Raw genomic sequence first — 670 nt, 5'->3', positions numbered from 1 at the left:
GAGCATAGGGGATCTCGCGGTTATTGGCGTTGACTTGCGGGACGGTGTTAAAACCCCACGTATGCGGCCCGTCCGTCATCTTGGCAAAGCCCACAGGCATGTGGATCAACGGGTGATTGTCTTTTCCGCCCGCCTCAAGCAGTAACACCCTGACGGCGCCGTCTTCGGTCAGGCGATTGGCCAAAACACAGCCCGCTGATCCGCCACCAACGATGATATAGTCAAATCCGTTTGCCATTACTCTACCCAATGCGACCGCTTGCCGATCTCGACATGGATCGACTTGATCTGCGTGTATTCCTCGACGCCGTGCATCCCGGCCTCGCGGCCCCAACCAGATGCTTTGAACCCGCCAATCGGCAGTTCAGGCCCCCCAGCCAAAGTTGTGTTGACCCAGAACCGTCCGGCCTGAACGCGGCGAGAGATGGTCAGCGCCTTGTCGATATTCTTGGTCCAAACACTTGCCGCCAGACCGTATTCAGTATCGTTGGCAATCGAGATCGCTTCGTCAATCGTATCAAACGGGATCACAACCAGAACCGGGCCGAAAATCTCTTCGCGCGCTATGGCCATGTCGTTGGTCACATCAGTGAATACCACCGGGTCGATATATTGCCCGCCCGAGATTTCGGGCGTTCCGCCCCCGATCAGCAGGGTCGCGCCCTCTTCC

At 57.6% G+C, this 670-nt stretch carries 2 protein-coding genes; both read right to left on the bottom strand.

Annotated elements, in window-relative coordinates; genetic code table 11:
- Window positions 1-238, bottom strand: a 238-nt coding sequence (locus ACR0C6_RS21855) for an NAD(P)-binding protein (RefSeq protein ID WP_480621264.1), incomplete at its 3' end; no start/stop codon positions are given.
- Window positions 238-670: aldehyde dehydrogenase family protein (locus tag ACR0C6_RS21850; protein WP_480621262.1), on the bottom strand; the 433-nt coding region annotated here is incomplete at its 5' end. The genes ACR0C6_RS21855 and ACR0C6_RS21850, both read right to left, overlap by 1 nt.

It is taken from the genome of Ruegeria sp. AL12 (assembly GCF_056540885.1).
The sequence above is the reverse complement of the archived record's forward strand: the minus strand, read 5'-3'. Positions and strand labels throughout refer to the sequence as shown.